Raw genomic sequence first — 15,448 nt, forward strand, 5'->3', positions numbered from 1 at the left:
CCACCTGAAAGTAACAAGTGAGGTGTTTTGGCAACAACAGAATCATTATATCGAGGCATTACTCGTGCAGGCCGCATGCGGCCATGGACCTGATTGCGGCCAACCCGATGGCCCGGGCAAGACCGTCGGGTTGCGAACTATCTAGCCTTGTTTGAGCGCCGACACCATTAGCGGGGCAATCTGCTCGTCGGTCATCGCCGGGTAGACTTCCATGTCGAGCATATCGCTCCAGTTCAGTACCCATTTTTGCAGCAGCGTCACGTCATTGGCTTCAGCCACGCCGAAACCGGATCGGCGCCCGACGGCATGCCAGCGGCCGAGCATGGTTACCCCGTCAGGGGGAAGTGCGCCACCGCTCTCGATAAACCGTGTCATTGCCTTGTTGCGACAATCGTGTCTGATCGTCCAGCTGAGGATAAATAACATAGGTCACCTCCGAAAAAGGATAGGCACCCGTTGTTTTACGCGCCCTGCTGGTGCCGTGGCCACGGTCGCGCCTGCATTTCCCTTGGGAAGGAATAGCAGGCTGATGCCAGTCGTGTACGACCGCTGATCTACCGCGCTCGACCATCGCGTTTGTAGCGGCTGCTGTAAGGCTGCGTCCGAGTGCATAGCGCTCGTAAAGTCAGTTCACCGAAGCAATCGTCTCAGGCTGCCAGCCACCACCCAGCGCCTTGTAAATGGCAACAATACCGCGATAAAGATCGACCTCGGCCAATGCCTGGGCGTCTTCGGCGTTGAGGCGTTCGCGTTCGGCATCGAGCAGTATCAGGTAGTCCTCGGTGCCTTCGCGGTAGCGGATGCCGGCCAGGTCAGCAGCCTTGCGGCTGGACTCGCTCTGGCGGATCAGCGACAGCAAGCGCTGCTGGCGCTTGCCGTAGTCGCTGAAGGCGTTTTCCGATTCCTCCAGGGCCAGCAGCACTTGCTGCTCATAGCTTGCCAACGCGCCTTCGGCATCGGCATTGGCGCGGCGAATCTGCGCGCGCACGCTGCCCAGGTCGAAGGCGGCCCAGGTAATGCTCGGGCCGAGCGCCCAGGCGTTGGCGGCCGATGAACCGATCTGCGAACCGCGAGCGGCGGTAAAGCCAAGGAACCCGCTGAGGCTGACCCGTGGGAACAGGTCGGCCGTGGCCACGCCGATACTGGCGGTGGCGGCGGCCAGTTTGCGTTCGGCGCTCATGATATCCGGGCGACGCCGCAACAACTCGCCGGGGTCACCGACCGGCAGCGCCTTGGCGATGGCCGGCAATTGCGCCGGGCCAAGGTCAACGCTGAGCTGGTCGGGACGTTGCCCCAGCAGGGTGGCGATGCGGTTGCGTGCGCGGATCTGCTCGGCCTGCAGCTGCGGCACTGTGGCTTCGACCGCTGCCAGGCGGGCGTCGGCACGGGTCACATCCAGCTCGTTGCCAACCCCAGCTTCGCGCAGGCTCTCGGTGATGTCACGCGAGGCCTGCTGGTTTTTCAGGTTGGCGAGGGCGATCCTCTCTCGCAGTTGCGCACCGCGCAGTTGCCCGTAGGCATCGACCAGCTCGGCGATCAGGGTCACCTGCAGCTGGTTGAGGTCGGCGGCGGCTACGTCTTCTTCGGCATCGCTGACCTCGATCGCACGCTGGATGCGCCCGAACAGGTCAATCTCCCAGGCCATGTCCAGGCCCAGGTCATAGCGTTCGCTATTGACCCGTTGCTCGGTCTGGCCAGGAATCTGGCCTTTGCCCAGGTCGCTGCTGGCACGTGCGGTCACGACCGGCAATGTGTCGTTGCTGACGTCGTCGCGAATCGCCCGGGCGGCTTTCAGACGGGCGTAGGCCACGCGCAGTTCACGGTTGCCCTGCAGGGACTGGCTGACCAACTGGTTCAAGGTCGGGTCCTCGAACTGCCGCCACCAGATCGCATCGAAACGACCACGGTCGAATTTGCCCTGTGCCTCTTTGCCTTCGGCGGCACTGATGTGCGCCGCGGCGGTCTGCGGTGCCTGGTAGTCGGGCCCGACCGCACACGCGCTCAGGGCCAGCACCAACAGGCTCGGCATAAACAGTTTCATACTCATGCCTGGCTCTCCAGTTTCAGCAGTTTGGCGGCTTTGCGTGCGTCGCTTCGTTCGACGTAACGACGGATCAGCACAAAGAACACCGGTGTCAGCAACAGGCCGAAGAAGGTTACCCCGAGCATCCCGGAGAACACCGCCACGCCCATGGCATGCCGCATTTCGGCACCGGCACCGGACGACAGCACCAGCGGCACCACACCCATGATGAAGGCGAAGGAGGTCATCAGGATCGGCCGCAGACGCAGGCGGCAGGCTTCCAGCACTGCGCTGAGTGGATCGAGGCCTTCCTCTTGCTTGTCCTTGGCGAACTCGACGATGAGGATCGCGTTCTTGCACGCCAGGCCCACCAGTACGATCAAGCCGATCTGGGTGAAGATGTTGTTGTCACCACCGGACAGGATCACCCCGGTGATGGCCGACAGCACCGTCATCGGCACGATCAGGATCACCGCCAGTGGCAGGCTCCAGCTTTCGTACTGGGCTGCCAGCACCAGGAACGCCAGCAGTACGCAGAGCGGGAAGACGAACAACGCGGTATTGCCGGCCAGGATCTGCTGGTAGGTCAACTCGGTCCACTCGTAGGTCATGCCGTTGGGCAACTCTTCCTTGAGCAGCTTCTCGATGGCTTTCTCGGCCTGGCCGGAGCTGTAGCCCGGTGCTGCCGCGCCGTTGATCTCGGCGGTGACGAAGCCGTTGTAGTGCATGACCCGGTCCGGCCCCGAGGTGTCGCTGACCTTGATGAAGGTCGCCAACGGGATCATCTCGCCAAGATTGTTGCGTACCTTCAACTGACCGATCTGCTCGGCCTCGAGGCGGAACTGCTGTTCGGCCTGGACGTTGACCTGATAGGTGCGGCCAAAGCGGTTGAAGTCATTGGCATACAGCGAGCCCAGGTAGATCTGCAGGGTGTCGAAGATGTCACTGATCGCCACGCCATGGGTCTTGGCCTTTTCCCGGTCGATAGCGGCATCGACCTGGGGCACGTTGACCTGATAGCTGGTGAACAGGCCGGCCAGTTCCGGCACGTTGTGGCTCTTGGCGATGATGTTCTGGGTTTCCTTGTACAGCGCCTCATAACCCAGGCCGCCACGGTCCTCGATCTGCAGGCGGAAGCCACCGATGGTGCCCAGCCCCTGTACCGGCGGCGGTGGGAAGATCGCGATATAGGCGTCCTCGATGTCGGCGAACTTGGCGTTCAGCGCGGCGGCGATGGCAGCGGCCGACTGGCTCGGGTCCGTGCGCTCATCGAAGGGCTTGAGCGGGGTGAACACGATGCCGCTGTTGGGGCTGTTGGTGAAGCCGTTGATCGACAGCCCCGGGAAGGCCACGGAGTTGGCCACGCCCGGTTGTTCCAGGGCGATTTCCGACATCTTCTTGATGACCGCTTCGGTACGGTCCAGGCTCGCCGCATCCGGCAACTGGGCGAAGGCCACCAGGTATTGCTTGTCCTGGGCAGGCACGAAGCCGGTCGGGGTGGTGGCAAAGCCCAGCCAGGTCAGGACCATGAAGCCTGCGTAGAGGACCAGGGCAATGCCGCTGCTGCGGATCACGCGGGTTACGGTGCCGACATAGCCATGGCTGGCGCGGTCGAAGAAGCGGTTGAACGGGCGGAACAACCAGCCGCCGAGCAGCTTGTCGAGGAATTTCGAGAAGCGGTCCTTGGGCGCGTGGTGGTCCTTGAGCAATACCGCGGCCAGGGCCGGCGACAGGGTCAGGGAGTTGAAGGCCGAGATCACCGTGGAAATGGCGATGGTCAGGGCGAACTGCTTGTAGAACTGCCCGGTAAGGCCGGAGATGAAGGCCGCCGGCACGAATACCGCGCAGAGCACCAGCGCCGTGGCGATGATCGGCCCTGTCACTTCACGCATGGCCCGCTTGGTGGCCTCGATCGGCGTCAGGCCCAGGCCGATGTTACGCTCGACGTTCTCCACCACCACGATGGCGTCGTCCACCACGATGCCGATGGCCAATACCAGCCCGAACAGCGACAGGGCGTTGAGCGAGAAGCCGAACATGTGCATCACGGCAAAGGTACCGATCAACGACACCGGAACCGCCACCAGCGGGATGATCGAGGCGCGCCAGGTCTGCAGGAACAGGATCACCACCAGCACCACCAGGATCAGTGCTTCGAACAGGGTATGGACCACCGCTTCGATCGAGCCACGGACGAAGATGGTCGGGTCATAGACGATGCTGTAGTCCATGCCTTCGGGGAAGCTCTCCTTGAGTTCGGCCATTTTCGCCCGGACTTCGTTGGAGATCTCGATGGCATTGGAACCCGGACGCTGGAAGATCGGGATTGCCACCGCCGGCTGGTTGTTGAGCAAGGAGCGCAGGGCGTACTGGCTGGAACCCAGCTCGACCCGGGCGATGTCCTTCAGGCGCGTGATTTCGCCATTGGCGCCGGAGCGGATGATGATGTTCTCGAACTCTTCCTCACTGACCAGGCGGCCCTGGGTGTTGACCGAGAGCTGGAAGCTGGTGGCGCCGGGGGCGGGCGGTGCGCCCAACTGGCCGGCAGCGACCTGGCGGTTCTGCTCGCGAATCGCATTGACCACGTCAGTCGCCGTAAGGTTGCGCGAGGCGACCTTGTTGGGGTCGAGCCAGACCCGCAGGGAGTAGTCGCCCATGCCGAACAACTGCACGTCGCCCACGCCACCCAACCGTGCCAGCTCATCCTTGATATTGAGGATGGCGTAGTTGGACAGATAGAGCATGTCGTAGCGGTTATCCGGCGAGGTCAGGTGCACGACCATGGTCAGGTCGGGCGAGGCCTTGTCGACGGTGATGCCGATGCGGGTGACTTCTTCGGGCAGCTTGGGCTGGGTCCGCGTCACGCGGTTCTGCACCTGGACCTGGGCGTTGTCCAGGTCGGTGCCCAGGGCAAAGGTGATGGTCAGGGTGATCTTGCCGTCGGCGGTCGATTGCGAGGACATGTACAGCATGTTCTCGACCCCGGTGATGGCCTGTTCCAGCGGCGCGGCAACGGTTTCGCCGATGACCTTGGGGTTGGCCCCCGGGAAGTTGGCGCGTACCACGACGGTCGGCGGCACCACTTCGGGGTATTCGCTGATCGGCAACTGGAACAGCGAGATGCTACCGGCGATCAGGATCAGCAGCGACAGCACTGCAGCGAAGATCGGCCGGGAAATAAAGAACTGGGAGAAATTCATGGGCGTGATCTCTTAACCGCGTGGGGCCTGCGCACTTGCCACCTTCACGGTCGAAGCCGGAGTGACACGTGGCGGGTTGCTGGCTTCAAGGGCCTGGCGTTGCTGGGCGAGGGCGGCCAGGGTGGCGTCACTGGCCATTGGCGTGTCCTGCGGCTGTACCGGCGATCCCGGCCGCACGCGCTGCAGGCCCTTGACCACGATGCGGTCTTCCTTGCTCAGGCCGCTGCGCACGATGCGCAAGCCTTCGAGCTTGGGACCCAGTTCGACGGCGCGGTAGGTGGCCTTGTTATCGGCATCCATGACCAGTACGAATTTCTTGCCCAGATCGGTACCGACCGCTTCATCGTTGATCAGCACCGCTGAGTAGGTGGCACTGCCGACCAGCTTCAGGCGGGCATACAGACCGGGGGTGAAGCTGCCGTCGCGGTTGTCGAACACCGCACGACCGCGGATAGTGCCGGTCTTGGGGTTGACCTGGTTGTCGACGAAGTTCATCTGGCCCAGGTGCGGGTTGCCGTCTTCGTTGGACAGGCCCAGATAGACCGGGGTGGTCTGGCCGCGCTGGCCCTGGCGTGCCAGTTGGGTGTACTTGAGGTAGACGCGTTCGTCGGCATCGAAGTAGGCGTAGACCTTGTCCGTTGACACCACGCTGGTGAGGGGCGTGGTATCGGCATTGACGATGTTGCCGGCAGTGATCAGCGCGCGGCTGACCCGGCCGCTGATCGGCGCAGTCACCCGGGTAAAGCTCAGGTTCAGTTTGGCCACGTCCAGCTGTGCCTGTATCGCGGCAACGCCGGCGCGGGCTTCCTGGGCAGCGGTGGTGCGCGATTCGGCCAGTTCCGCGGAAATCGCATTGCTCGAGCGCAGGCGTTCGCCGCGCTGGGCTTCGTTGGCGCTGCGCACGGCGGTGGCGCGGGCTTGCTGAAGCTGGGCTTCGAGGCGGCGGACCTCGGCCTCGAATGGACGCGGGTCGATCTGGAACAGCAGATCGCCTTTTTTCACCAGAGCACCTTCAGTGAAGGCGACCTGGTCGATCTGGCCCGATACGCGCGGGCGAACTTCGACGGTCTCTGGCGCTTCCAGGCGCCCGGTGAACTCATCCCACTCATTGATCGGCTGTTCCAGCACCTTGGCAACGCTGACTTTGGGCGCGGCCGGAGCCTGGGTGGCCTCCGGGGCACGACCGCAGGCGCTCATCACCAGCACCGCCAAGGCGGCGAGGGGGTAGCGCAAATATTTGAGTGACTGTTCCATGGGGAGTCCGCCGATTTATTGAGAATGGGCGGATGATGCGAGCTGGAACCATTGACGACGAATCGAATGGGCCGAAGGTAACTATCACTCGGATTGATATAGTGCTCTGGGACGGGGGTTTCGGGGTTTGACAGTTTGAGCTGTGGGGCATTTGTCGCTGGCAACCGGGACGCCGCCCGGGCGCATTCTCACGCCTCAGGCGTCGCGCAGCAGGTCGTGGGCGTTGAGCAGCCCGTAGGCAATTTCCGGGTGCTTCTCCAGGCCGCGTCGAATCGCGGTCGGGATGGCCTGGCGGGTTTTGCGGCAGAGCCCGGGCAGTTCGCCGATCTGGATGACGATGCCGCGCATGGTGCGCACTTCGTTGAAGCCCGGGGCGACCTCCACACGCAGGCCCAGCAGTTCGAACATGCGTTGCTGCATGTGCTCCAGGTCAGTCAGGCTTTGCAGGTTTTCCAGGCGCTCGAGCAGGCGTTTTTCTTCCTGGCGGGTCAGGCGCAGGATGCGCAGGTCCGTGCCCGGTGTTTCCAGCAGGCGCTCGCGGTCGCAGATGCAGGCACCTGGAGGGCAGGGTTGGCGCAGCGAAAGTGAGGGGGTCATGGGCAGCTATCATAGTCAACCGGGGTTGGCTTTGCCCATGACCGTTAGTAAGGAGGGATAAATACCTACTTCACCGACATCATGGCGCACCTGGGCAACTCCATGATCCCGCGCACCCGGGTCAATGCCGAGGAACGTGGCAGCGCGGATTTGTCGCGGCTGGGGTATTTGGCTAATCTGGAACATGACGCCGGCCATCCTCAATGCCATCAAGACGCAGGACCTGGATGCGGCACGGGCGGCCAACTCCCACAAGGGTGTAATCAGCCATGCCTCTTGCCATTGCCGATCTCGATATCGCCCTGCCCAAACTGGCCCGCAAGATCCGCGTGCTCGAGGCACTGGCCTGGCCGGACGGGGTAGAGGAGCGCTTTCTCGCCGACTGGCGCGCCGGGCGTCCGACCTTGCCGGACGTCACGCTGGAACCGCGCAACCACCAAAGCGAAATCGAAAGCCTGGAAGCGCTGGCCAGCCAGTGCGACTTCGGCCACCCCGCGGGCCAGTTCCTGGCCATGACCGCGCGCAGCTACGCCACCGCCGGGCGCATGCTCGGAGCTATCGGCACGCCGGCCTTCGCCGACTATTCGGCGCAGCTGTACCGCCGCCCCGACTTCTTCTACCCGCGCTCGCAGCTGACGGCACTCGATGCGGCGCGCTTTTTCCTCGATACCACCGATGCACTGCTTGGCGGCCAGCACATCCCCAAAACCGTCGCCGATATCCCGGCCCAGGACTTCGCCGAGTGGATGCAGCCGGAGCTTGATCGCTTCTTCGGGACCGGCCAGGTCAAGGTCATGGTCGACCCGGGGCTCGCCTCCAAGGCCATCGCCGGTGCCAGTCGCATCCGCCTGCGCGCCAGTGCCCTGTTTTCCGAACTGGACAAGGGCCAGCTGTTGCAACATGAAGCTTTCGTCCACGCCGCCACCGCCCAGAACGGCATGCTGCAACCCAACCTGGGCTGCCTGGCCTTGGGCGCGCCACGCACCACGGCGACCCAGGAAGGCATCGCCATGCTCGCCGAGCTGCTCACCGGCAGCATCGACATCCAGCGCCTGCGCCGCATCACCCTGCGCGTGCTGGCCGTGCAGCAGGCCCTGGACGGCGCCGACTTCATTGAGGTGTTCAAGGGCTTTCTCCAGGCCGGCCAGACCGAGGAAGAATCATTCCGCTCCACCCAGCGGATCTTCCGTGGCGGCGATGTGCGCGGCGGCAGTGCTTTCACCAAGGATGCCTGCTACCTCAGCGGCCTGATCAGCGTGCACACCCTGTTGCGCGTGGCCATCCGCGACAACCGCCCGGAATTGGTCAACCACCTGTTCGCCGGACGACTGACCACCGCCGATGTGGTACGCCTGGCGCCCTTGTTCGAATCCGGTTGGCTGCAACCGCCGCGCTATGTGCCGTTCTGGGCCAGGGACATGCGCTTGCTGGCGGCGTTCTTCGCCTTCTCGGCCTTTGCCGGGCGCATCAAGCTGGACTTGATCGACCTGGACCGGTTTGTTGCGCTGGAGGAAGAGAGTGACTGATGACTCTCCATTGGCCAGCGCCCGGTTGGGTTACGCACCCGCTTGCAGAGGGAACAACCCCAGGAGCAAACACATGCCCAGAATGAGGAAGCTCAAGGCGAAGGCCCGCTTCATGGTGTATTTCTGGTGGTCACTGAATTCCACCCCGGCCAAGCCGCACAACAGGTAGGTAGAAGCCACAAGGGGGCTGAGCAGGCTGCCAAGGCGTAGGCGTTGCTTGGCGTCAAGGCGGTGGTACGCAAGAAAGCCGAAGGATTCGTTCACATCGCGCTGGCCCAGAGCGGTCAGACCGATGTGACCGTAGCGCCGTCAGTGTGAAAGTCGGGGGCATGCCCCTTGATCAATAATGGTAACAGGCGCGCAAGCGCTCACCGAGATTGAGGTGGAAAGATGGCCAAGGCCGCAGATGTCGTGGTGAAATGCCTGGAAAATGAAGGGGTCAAGTATGTATTCGGCATTCCTGGTGAAGAAAACCTGGACCTGCTGGAGTCGTTGCGCTGTTCCAGCATCAAGCTGGTACTGACCCGCCACGAGCAGTCGGCTGGCTTCATGGCCGCCACCTACGGGCGCCTCACCGGCAAGACCGGCGTCAGCCTGTCGACCCTCGGCCCCGGTGCCACCAACCTGGTTACCGCCGGCGCCTATGCGTTTCTGGGCGGTATGCCGATGCTGATGATCACGGGCCAGAAGCCCATCAAGAAATCCAAGCAGGGCCGTTTCCAGATCCTCGACGTCGTGGGGATGATGCAGCCGCTGACCAAGTACACCCACCAGCTGGCTTCAGCCGACAACATTCCGTCCCGTATACGCGAGGCTATCCGTCTGGCCGAGGAAGAAAAACCGGGAGCGGTGCACCTGGAGCTGCCCGAGGATATCGCTGCCGAGGAGACTGACAGCACCCCGATTGCACCCAGCCTCAGCCGTCGGCCGCTGGCCGAGCACAAGTCTATCAGTGCGGCGGTTTCCAAGCTCAAAGCGGCACGAAGCCCGATCCTGGTGATCGGGGCAGGCGCCAATCGGAAAATGACGGCAAAGGTACTGCGCCAGCTGATCGACAAAACCGGTATTCCTTTCGTCACCACGCAAATGGGCAAAGGCGTCGTGGATGAGCGCCATCCGCGCTTCCTCGGCAACGCCGCGCTGTCGTCCGGGGACTTCGTTCACCGCGCTGTCGAGGCGGCGGACCTGATCGTCAACATCGGCCACGATGTCATCGAAAAACCACCGTTTTTCATGGTCCGCGGTGGCACCGAAGTGATTCACGTGAACTTCCGTTCTGCCGAGGTCGACCCGGTCTATTTCCCGCAGATTGAAGTAGTCGGCGATATTGCCAACGCCGTCTGGCAGATCAGCGAGGCGCTCAGCCCCCAGGCTCATTGGGACTTCAGCCGTCTGCTGGCCATCCGTGAAGCTAACGAGGCCCAGGTTGCAGAGGGCGCCGATGACGCGCGATTCCCGATCTACCCGCAGCGCCTGGTGGCCGATGTGCGCCGGGCGCTGCCGTCCGAGGGTATCGTGGCCCTGGACAACGGCATCTACAAGATCTGGTTCGCACGCAACTACAAGGCGCACATACCCAACACCGTGCTGCTGGACAACGCGCTCGCAACCATGGGCGCCGGGTTGCCATCGGCCATGGCCGCACGTCTGGTTTATCCGGACAGGCCGATCATTTCCGTTTGCGGCGATGGTGGCTTCATGATGAACAGTCAGGAGCTGGAGACCGCTGTGAGGATGAAGATGAACCTGATCGTCATTATCCTGCGCGACGATGGCTACGGCATGATCCGCTGGAAACAATCGCAGATGGGCTTTACCGATTTCGGCCTTGATTACGGGAATCCAGACTTTGTCATGTATGCGCAAAGCTATGGTGCCAAGGGGCACAGGGTGGAGAGCGCAGAGGCATTTCTACCATTGCTCGAGCGTTGCATGGCGGAACCCGGGGTTCACCTTATCGACTGCCCGGTGGACTACTCAGAGAATGATTTCATTCTCAATAACGAGCTCAAAAGAAGAAGCGCCCTTGTTTGAGTCAGCGCAAGATCTGATCGATTAATAGAAGGACGGCGATAATGACCATGATTGCTCCCGAGAGGCGACTGACCGCTTGAGCTGCCACGGGGCGTGCCTGCAACACGACTCGAGAACCGAACCCCACCAGCAGGTAGATCACTCCACAACTGAAGGCGTGGAGCAGGCCTAGCGCGACGATCTGCATCGGAACCGGCCAGGAGGCCGTCGGGTCGGTGAATTGTGGCAACAAGGCCAGAAAAAGCAGAAAAACCTTGGGGTTGAGGCCGCTTACGCAGGCCCCTTTAAGTGTCCAGCGCGCCCAGGAGCCGGATGCTTGAGCTTCGCCGGCGCGAGGTACTGAAGGATGCAGGAGCATGTTGAGTCCCAGCCAAAGCAGATACGCAGCCCCGGCAATGGTGAGCACCGAAAGGGCAATGGGGCTGCTTGCAATCAGACCACCGACACCGGCCGCCACGATTAGCGTTGCCAACAAATGTCCGATCAACTGGTTATCTTCTTCACGTCATCACCCGTGATCTACCGGCTTTTCAACAGCTTTATGATGACCGCCTTTCCACGTTACCCAATGTTCAGCGATTGACCTCCACCCTTGTGATGAAGCGTGTCATTCAAGACCGTTCGCTTCCCCTGTGATTTGAGCAAGTCTCATAGTGAAATAGCGATGAGAAACTAAGCGTGACAAAGCACATTCGGCCGAAGCCCCGAGTGCCGCACTTGCGATGAACCGCACGCAATACCTGCGTGCGGCGATCCATCAGCGATGACTTTCAAAACTTGAAGGTGTATCGAACTATCAGGCGATTTTCGTTGGCGCTGTCGGCGTAGGTGGAACGATTGGTGGAGTTGCGCCACTGTGCCGACACATTCTTGAACGGACCACTTTGTACGGTGTAGGTGATGTCGGTGACGCGCTCCCATTCCTTGCCATCCTCCCCAGGGATCGCAGTGAGGCGGCCTGGGATGTACTCAAGAGAGCAGGATCTACCTCATCGCCTTTGACATATTTCAGGCCCAGGGTTAACCCAGGCAGGCCAGCCGCTGCGAAATCGAAATCGTAGCGCACTAACCAGACCCGTTCGTTGGGCGCGGTAAAGGTACTCACCAACGACTCACCGAACAGGTAGGTGTCGGCGCCATTGATAAAGGCGAAGGACGTTTCCCCCCAGGCTTTCTGGAAACCGGCGCCGAAGGTGTGGCCGCTCAGGCGATAGGCCAATAGTGTGCTGAGTGTGCGGTTGTCCACTTCACCCAGGCCTTCATCTCCCGTTTCGCTGGCAGCAAAATAGCGGATGTCAGAGATGACCGATCCCGGGCCAAGCGCTCGATCAAGCTTCAACCCGAAAAACTGGGCGCGGTAGAGGTCTTCCAGTTCGGCCACATGGTAGCTGAGCGTGAGTTCCGGCAACGCTTTGTAGTCCAGTGCCAGATAGGTGTAGTGATCGGCTTCGACCGGTTTGTAACCAAAGGTGGTCAGCGATTCAAAATCCGTCGAGTTACGCTCTTTTACCGCGTTGATCCGCAGGGCACTGAAGGTCAAAGGCTCAAGGTCTTTGGATACCAGCATTCCACCGCGGAACACTTGCGGGAGCAGGCGGCTGTTGTTGCTCGATAACATCGGCATCACCGGATTGAGGCCGCCGATACGCAGTTCGCTGCGTCCCAGGCGTGCCTTGGCGGTCGGTATCAGCTTGCTGTACTCGTCTTTCACGTTGCGTTGCGAATCATAGGCCAGCAGGCCGGACCCGGTGCGGTCTGGGCTGGAATCCAGTTTGACCCCGACCAGGCCGAGCGCATCGATGCCAAAGCCGAGGGTGCCCTCGGTGTAGCCAGACTGCACGTTGAGGATAAAGCCTTGGGCCCAAAGTTTTGCAATCAAGTAGTGCGTGGCACATCAGTTTGAAACTGCCACGCCGCATTGGATGACTGTCGATACCGAAGTACTCGTCATCCAGCAGATCCGCCAACGCGACCCAGAGGCGAGCGAATGCGGCGGCCGAGACTCTGGACCGTGGGGACTCCAGCAATTGAGGATCGATGTCGGCCTTTTGTAGTGCAAGTGACACGTCCATGTGGCGTTGTCTGGCACTGTAAAGCGCTTCATGCACCAGGCCGATTGACGTGGTTCCTTTGTCTTGGGCTGTAGCCATGACTTCTCCGTTCTATTGACGGCTGTGCTCGGTCAATGCATATGTGCCCCAGGTGCCCCGGAAAACTACGCAAAACGTCGGAGCGCACCAGGTCGGAATGTGTAAGCCCCATGATTGCTGGCACTAATGGGCTGAGAGCACTGGCCTTCACAGACTATCCGGATCCCCGAAGAACATCTGAATCCGAGACCGCAACCAGCGCTCCCCCGGGTCATTGTCCTGCGACCCACGCCAGGCCATGTGCAGCTCGAACGACTGGACATCGATCGGCAGCTCTTCGGCACGCACGCCGCCGGCGGCGGTCAGGGCGTCGGCCGTATAGTCGGGCACGGTTGCGACGATATCGGTGCCGGCCAGCAGCGTGCTCAACCCATTGAACTGAGGCACGGCCAGCACCACGTGACGCTTGCGCCCGACTTTTTCAAGCTCAGCGTCGACGAACCCGCTCAGGTCGCCGGCAAACGAAACCAGCGCATGGGGCCTGGAGCAGAAGTCGTCCAGGCTCAGCGCGCCCGGCATGGTGTCGGCGCGCAGCAGCTTCGGCTTGCTGCGGCGCAGCACCTTGCGCTTGGCATTGGCCGGCAGGTCGGCGGTGTAGCTCACTCCGATGGAGATTTCCCCGGAGGCCAGCAAGGAGGGCATCAGAATATAGTTGACCCGTCGCACCACCAGGACAATGCCAGGCGCTTCGGCGCGCACGCGCTTGAGCAGCATCGGCAGCAAGGCGAATTCGGCATCGTCGGACAGGCCGATGCGAAACACTGCGTTGCTGGTGGCCGGGTCGAAATCGGCCGCGCGGCTGACCGCGGTAGAGATGGAATCGAGTGCCGGCGAGAGCAGGGCGAAGATTTCCACCGCCCTGGCCGAGGGTTCCATGCTGCGGCCGGTACGGACGAACAAGGGGTCGTCGAACAGGTTGCGCAAGCGCGACAGGGCCGCGCTGATGGCCGGCTGCCCCAGGAAGAGTTTTTCCGCCGCACGCGTCACACTGCGCTCATGCATCAGTGTTTCGAATACGATCAGCAGGTTCAGATCGACGCGACGCAGGTCGTTACGGTTCATCTGGTTCGCTTCACTGGGCTGTCAGGAATGGGGCTCGGAGTGAATCTTACGGGCAAAGGCTGTTACCCTGCATCGGAAAATTTGATTTTTGCCGCTGTAGAATGGATCTGCAATCAATGACAGGCATGTCGACTATTAATGGCCACTGATGGTCTAACCGGTAAAGCCCGGATAGAGTTCATGGCATTAGAGGTTTATTTGGCGAGGTTTGCGATGTCCCGCACGATTCGTTTTCACAAGTTTGGCCCGGCCGAGGTGCTCAAGTGCGAAGAGCAGGTACCTGTGCAGCCCGCACCCGGTGAGGTGCAAATACGTGTCGAAGCGATCGGCATCAGTTGGTATGACGTGCTTTGGCGCCAGAACCTGGCACCGTCCCAGGCGCATCTGCCTGCCGGGCTGGGTCATGAAATGGCAGGCATCGTGCTGGCAGTGGGCGAGGGCGTGGACGATCTGGCAGTGGGCGACAAGGTGGCCAGCTTCCCGGCCGAGAGCCCCAACCAGTATCCGGTCTACGGCGAAGTGATCGTATTGCCACGCACGGCCCTGACCCGCTACCCGGACATCCTGACCCCGATCGAGGCCAGCGTGCATTACACGCCGTTGCTGATCGCCTATTTTGCCTATGTCGACCTGGCGCGGTTCAAGCCAGGGCAAACCGCGCTGATCACCGATGCCAGCCATTGTGCCGGCCCTTCGTTCGTGCAATTGGGCAAGGCACTGGGTATCAAGGTCATCGCGGCGACCAAATCCGCAGATGAGCGCGAGTACCTGCTGTCGTTGGGCGCCGACAAGGTCATCGTCACCGAGGAGCAGGATCTGCTCATGCAGATCAGGAAGTACACCGACGGGCGTGGCGTCGACATGGCCCTGGATGGCCTGGGCGGCCCGCAGATGTCACTGTTGGGCGATGCCCTGGCGCCGCGCGGCAGCCTGGTCCTGTACGGCTTGCAAGGCGGCAACCAGACGCCATTCCCGGCCTGTGCAGCGTTCCAGAAGAACATTCAGTTCTTCGTGCACTGCCTGGGCAACTTCACCGGCAAGCCGGAGCTGGGCATTACCCAGGATCAGGTCGCATTGCAGCGAGCCCTGCGCGATATCAATCAGATGACCGCGGATCGGGTCCTGGTGCCGCAAATCACCCGGGTCTATCCGTTCGAGCAGTTCGTCGAAGCGCATCGCTACATGGACGAGTGCCCGTGTCGCGGCCGGGTGGCGTTGCAGATGCCCCCCGCCTGAAGGCGGCTTGCAGCGGCGTGAAGCCTGTTGCTCCTCGTTGTTTCCCTATAGCGCCAAGGCTGACTGCCTTGGCGCTTCTTTATATGCAGATTATTCCGATCTTGCTTTAGGAAATTTCCTCTTGGTTAATCATGGTGGATAAACCTATTCCTCGGTTATTTTTGCGGTTTATAGGGGCTTGTGTCTCTCTTCTTGATGTTGCCTGGGATTTGAAGAAAAACTGAACTGGTTTTTTGCTGGATTCTGTATCTTTTAATCACTGCACAAGTGCCGATAATAGCTCACTCACCGTATTCTCACGGAATGAGACATGATCGTACATCCGCTTCGTATTACGTGTTTTTCAGTGCTCGATGGTGAGCTTTC

12 protein-coding genes and 4 pseudogenes are annotated in these 15,448 nt (G+C 61.4%); 5 read left to right on the top strand and 11 right to left on the bottom strand.

The genetic code is table 11. From position 1 onward, the window contains the following. Window positions 1–141: 141 nt before the first annotated feature. The 5 genes from NVV94_RS12010 to NVV94_RS12030 form a co-directional block, all read right to left on the bottom strand. Window positions 142–426, bottom strand: a complete 285-nt coding sequence (locus tag NVV94_RS12010) for a DUF3303 domain-containing protein (protein WP_258447347.1) — start codon at window positions 424–426, stop codon at window positions 142–144. Window positions 427–625: 199 nt separating this feature from the next. Then, entirely contained in the window at window positions 626–2,047 is a 1,422-nt protein-coding gene (locus tag NVV94_RS12015) for an efflux transporter outer membrane subunit (protein WP_258447348.1), read from the bottom strand. Further along, a complete protein-coding gene (locus tag NVV94_RS12020) occupies window positions 2,044–5,223 on the bottom strand; it encodes an efflux RND transporter permease subunit (protein WP_258447349.1) in 3,180 nt (1,059 codons plus the stop codon). The genes NVV94_RS12015 and NVV94_RS12020 overlap by 4 nt, the downstream gene beginning before the upstream one ends. A 12-nt stretch (window positions 5,224–5,235) precedes the next feature. Further along, window positions 5,236–6,477: a multidrug efflux RND transporter periplasmic adaptor subunit MexE gene (mexE, locus tag NVV94_RS12025; protein WP_258447350.1), complete on the bottom strand. Its 1,242-nt coding sequence runs from the start codon at window positions 6,475–6,477 to the stop codon at window positions 5,236–5,238. A gap of 195 nt (window positions 6,478–6,672) precedes the next feature. Next, complete coding sequence (locus NVV94_RS12030; RefSeq protein WP_258447351.1) at window positions 6,673–7,074, bottom strand: hypothetical protein; 402 nt, start codon at window positions 7,072–7,074, stop codon at window positions 6,673–6,675. 60 nt (window positions 7,075–7,134) lie between these two features. On the opposite strand from NVV94_RS12030, the pseudogene NVV94_RS12035 reads away from it, so the two are divergent. Both NVV94_RS12035 and NVV94_RS12040 read left to right on the top strand, forming a co-directional pair. Next, a pseudogene (locus NVV94_RS12035) lies at window positions 7,135–7,318 on the top strand (GntR family transcriptional regulator); the annotation flags it as partial. Between the two features lie 25 nt (window positions 7,319–7,343). Continuing rightward, window positions 7,344–8,600 carry a flavohemoglobin expression-modulating QEGLA motif protein gene (locus tag NVV94_RS12040; RefSeq protein ID WP_258447352.1) on the top strand — a complete coding sequence of 419 codons (1,257 nt, stop codon included), beginning with the start codon at window positions 7,344–7,346 and terminating at the stop codon, window positions 8,598–8,600. A gap of 30 nt (window positions 8,601–8,630) precedes the next feature. On the opposite strand, the pseudogene NVV94_RS12045 reads toward NVV94_RS12040, so the two are convergent. Next, window positions 8,631–8,795: pseudogene (locus NVV94_RS12045) on the bottom strand (citrate transporter); the annotation flags it as partial. A gap of 195 nt (window positions 8,796–8,990) precedes the next feature. On the opposite strand from NVV94_RS12045, the gene NVV94_RS12050 reads away from it, so the two are divergent. Beyond that, window positions 8,991–10,634, top strand: a complete 1,644-nt coding sequence (locus tag NVV94_RS12050) for an acetolactate synthase large subunit (protein ID WP_258447353.1) — start codon at window positions 8,991–8,993, stop codon at window positions 10,632–10,634. A gap of 1 nt (window position 10,635) precedes the next feature. On the opposite strand, the gene NVV94_RS12055 is transcribed toward NVV94_RS12050, so the two are convergent. Then, on the bottom strand, window positions 10,636–11,121 hold the full coding sequence (locus NVV94_RS12055) for a LysE family translocator (protein WP_258447354.1): 486 nt from the start codon (window positions 11,119–11,121) through the stop codon (window positions 10,636–10,638). A 5-nt stretch (window positions 11,122–11,126) separates the two neighbouring features. Between NVV94_RS12055 and NVV94_RS12060 the strand changes: the two are divergent. Continuing rightward, window positions 11,127–11,270, top strand: a pseudogene (locus NVV94_RS12060) (Lrp/AsnC ligand binding domain-containing protein); the annotation flags it as partial. 134 nt (window positions 11,271–11,404) lie between these two features. Here NVV94_RS12060 and NVV94_RS12065 read toward each other — a convergent pair. The 4 genes and pseudogenes from NVV94_RS12065 to NVV94_RS12080 all read right to left on the bottom strand — a co-directional run bounded on the left by NVV94_RS12065 (window position 11,405) and on the right by NVV94_RS12080 (window position 13,846). Then, window positions 11,405–11,599 carry an OprD family outer membrane porin gene (locus tag NVV94_RS12065; protein ID WP_309304295.1) on the bottom strand — a complete coding sequence of 65 codons (195 nt, stop codon included), beginning with the start codon at window positions 11,597–11,599 and terminating at the stop codon, window positions 11,405–11,407. Between the two features lie 65 nt (window positions 11,600–11,664). Beyond that, window positions 11,665–12,474 (bottom strand): annotated as a pseudogene (locus NVV94_RS12070) (OprD family outer membrane porin); the annotation flags it as partial. Further along, window positions 12,359–12,784, bottom strand: coding sequence for an AraC family transcriptional regulator ligand-binding domain-containing protein (locus NVV94_RS12075; protein ID WP_309304287.1), 426 nt, complete (start codon window positions 12,782–12,784; stop codon window positions 12,359–12,361). The gene NVV94_RS12075 and the pseudogene NVV94_RS12070, both read right to left, overlap by 116 nt. A gap of 147 nt (window positions 12,785–12,931) precedes the next feature. Then, window positions 12,932–13,846, bottom strand: coding sequence for a LysR family transcriptional regulator (locus tag NVV94_RS12080; RefSeq protein ID WP_258447355.1), 915 nt, complete (start codon window positions 13,844–13,846; stop codon window positions 12,932–12,934). Between the two features lie 213 nt (window positions 13,847–14,059). Here NVV94_RS12080 and NVV94_RS12085 point away from each other — a divergent pair, with 213 nt between their 5' ends. Then, window positions 14,060–15,082, top strand: a complete 1,023-nt coding sequence (locus NVV94_RS12085; RefSeq protein WP_258447356.1) for a zinc-dependent alcohol dehydrogenase family protein — start codon at window positions 14,060–14,062, stop codon at window positions 15,080–15,082. Window positions 15,083–15,448: the final 366 nt, after the last annotated feature.

The organism is Pseudomonas sp. LS1212, from assembly GCF_024741815.1.
Classification (GTDB): Bacteria; Pseudomonadota; Gammaproteobacteria; order Pseudomonadales; family Pseudomonadaceae; genus Aquipseudomonas.